The sequence below is a fragment of the Nitrospira sp. BLG_2 genome (genome assembly GCF_049222245.1).
Genome location: NZ_JBLYIG010000593.1, coordinates 1 through 1,906 on the forward strand (window position 1 = coordinate 1; position 1,906 = coordinate 1,906).

2 protein-coding genes and 1 pseudogene are annotated in these 1,906 nt (G+C 59.6%); all 3 read left to right on the forward strand.

The genetic code is table 11. From position 1 onward, the window contains the following. A pseudogene (locus ACOSYY_RS15765) lies at positions 1–266 on the forward strand (hypothetical protein); the annotation flags it as partial. 53 nt (positions 267–319) lie between these two features. After that, positions 320–1,216: a hypothetical protein gene (locus ACOSYY_RS15770; protein ID WP_421663583.1), complete on the forward strand. Its 897-nt coding sequence runs from the start codon at positions 320–322 to the stop codon at positions 1,214–1,216. A gap of 106 nt (positions 1,217–1,322) precedes the next feature. Then, positions 1,323–1,906 (forward strand): hypothetical protein (locus ACOSYY_RS15775; RefSeq protein WP_421663585.1); only part of this gene is annotated, 584 nt, incomplete at its 3' end.

Here is a 1,906-nt window from a genome sequence, read left to right on the forward strand (position 1 = left end):
TCCAGGCGCTGAACCTGCTGAATGGATCCGCGATCGCCGACGCAATCGCGGATCCGGACGGTCGCATCGCCAAGTTGCTTCTGTCGGGAGCGTCCGACAGGAAAATCGTGGAAGAGTTGTATGTGGCGGCACTCGGACGGCTGCCGCAGGGCCAGGAGATGGATCTGGCTCTCACGTATCTGGGCAAGGGCGGCCCTCGCGCCGAGCGCGCCCAGGACCTTCTCTGGGCTTTGCTGAATAGCAACGCCTTTCTTTTCAACCGTTAGTATTCGTCTGTCGTAACGGATACCAGTTTGGTACGTCCGTATACAATATGGGTATGCCTGTTCGTGCCGCGGCAGCCGGCTTTCTGTGTTGCGCTGGATTGCTTGCCCAGGGAACACCCACGATTTTCCAAAAGGCGACGCCGGAGGTTGAGTCCGCGCTCCGGGCACGGATCACGGAATTCTACCAGGCCCACGTCGACGGCAAGTTCCGGCAGGCGGAGCAAGTGGTGCATGAGGGCAGCCGGGAGGTCTTTTACTCCGCCGAGAAGACGAAGTTCGAATCGTTCAAAATCGTCAGCATCAACTATGAGGAAGACTACACCAAGGCCAAGGTCCTGGTGGAGGTTCCCTGGGAGCTGGTGATGCCCGGGTTTGGGAGGGTCAACAAGGTCCCGCGCCCTGTGGGGTCGCTCTGGAAGTTGGACAAGGGCCAGTGGTGGTGGTATGTAGAACCCTACGACCCGTGCAAGGGGATCATGACACCCTGGGGCGTCATGCACAAGCAGGAATGCAAGGACGGAAAGCCGCTGGGTCCGGTGACCGGCGCTCCCGGTGGCATCCCGCTTGGGGACCTGATGAAGTCTGGTCCTTCCATCAAGGAGATACAGACCTCGCTCAAGGCGAGCGCCGACTCCATGACCCTTTCGAGCGACAAGGCTTCTGACGGCCAGGTGCTCCTCACCAATCACTTTCAGGGCCCGGTCACTCTGCAGTACAGCATTGACCAGATGCCGGGGATCGAGCTTGTGGTCGACAAGGACAAGCTGGAACCAGGAGAATCGGCAACGCTGACCGTGAAGCACAAGCCCACGTCGCCGACACATAAGCCGGACATCTTCTGCCGGGTTCGCGTGCAGCCGACCGCGCAATTGCTCGAACTCCGCGTGGCATTCGCGCTGCCCAGCGGCGGCACCGAAGGCGTGAGCGGTCCGGCGAAGCCGAAGAAGTAGTTTCGGCGTATCCGGGGCAGTATCCCTCACCGGACTTTTCCGGAGCTGATCCGTCCGCACTTTGGCCCTGCCGTTGCTCAACCGTGTGCGGAGGTAACTTCGCGAAATGGTAAGCGCTAATACCGGATACATCGCGCATCCCCTGGGCGATGTCATGCGAGGCACGTTTTCTAAGCCGTCGGGCCCCGACCCTAATGGAGCGGTCCGCACGGTCTACAACCCCGAACAGGCAGAAAAGACGGAGCCTGCGTCCGCTTCAGAGAGTCCCAAATTCAGCGACGAGTTGACGAAGCTGCTGGCGAATGCGGTGGGTGCGGCTGCGGACCAAATCAAGATCCAGGAAACCACCAAGGCTTCGCCCGACGGGAAGACGAACGGGTCCCGGCAGTTTATTGTCACTGTCGACACGGAAGCGTCAGGCGAGTTTGGGCCGAAGCTGAACGGCCCGCTGATCCGGGCGCTGGAAATGACACCCGATGCGGGAAAGTTCGATTACGATCCGGCGGCTTTGGTAAAGGACCGCCTCGAAAAGATGGGCGTCGACACCAGCGGTATCAAGTTCGAGCAGTGGGAGGACAGAATCAGCAACATTGGAGGACGCCGAACCTTCAACTATCTGCGCGCCTATCTTCCAAACGGAATGAAGGAAGACTTTTCGCTGGAGTGGACGCTATACAATCCCGATATTAC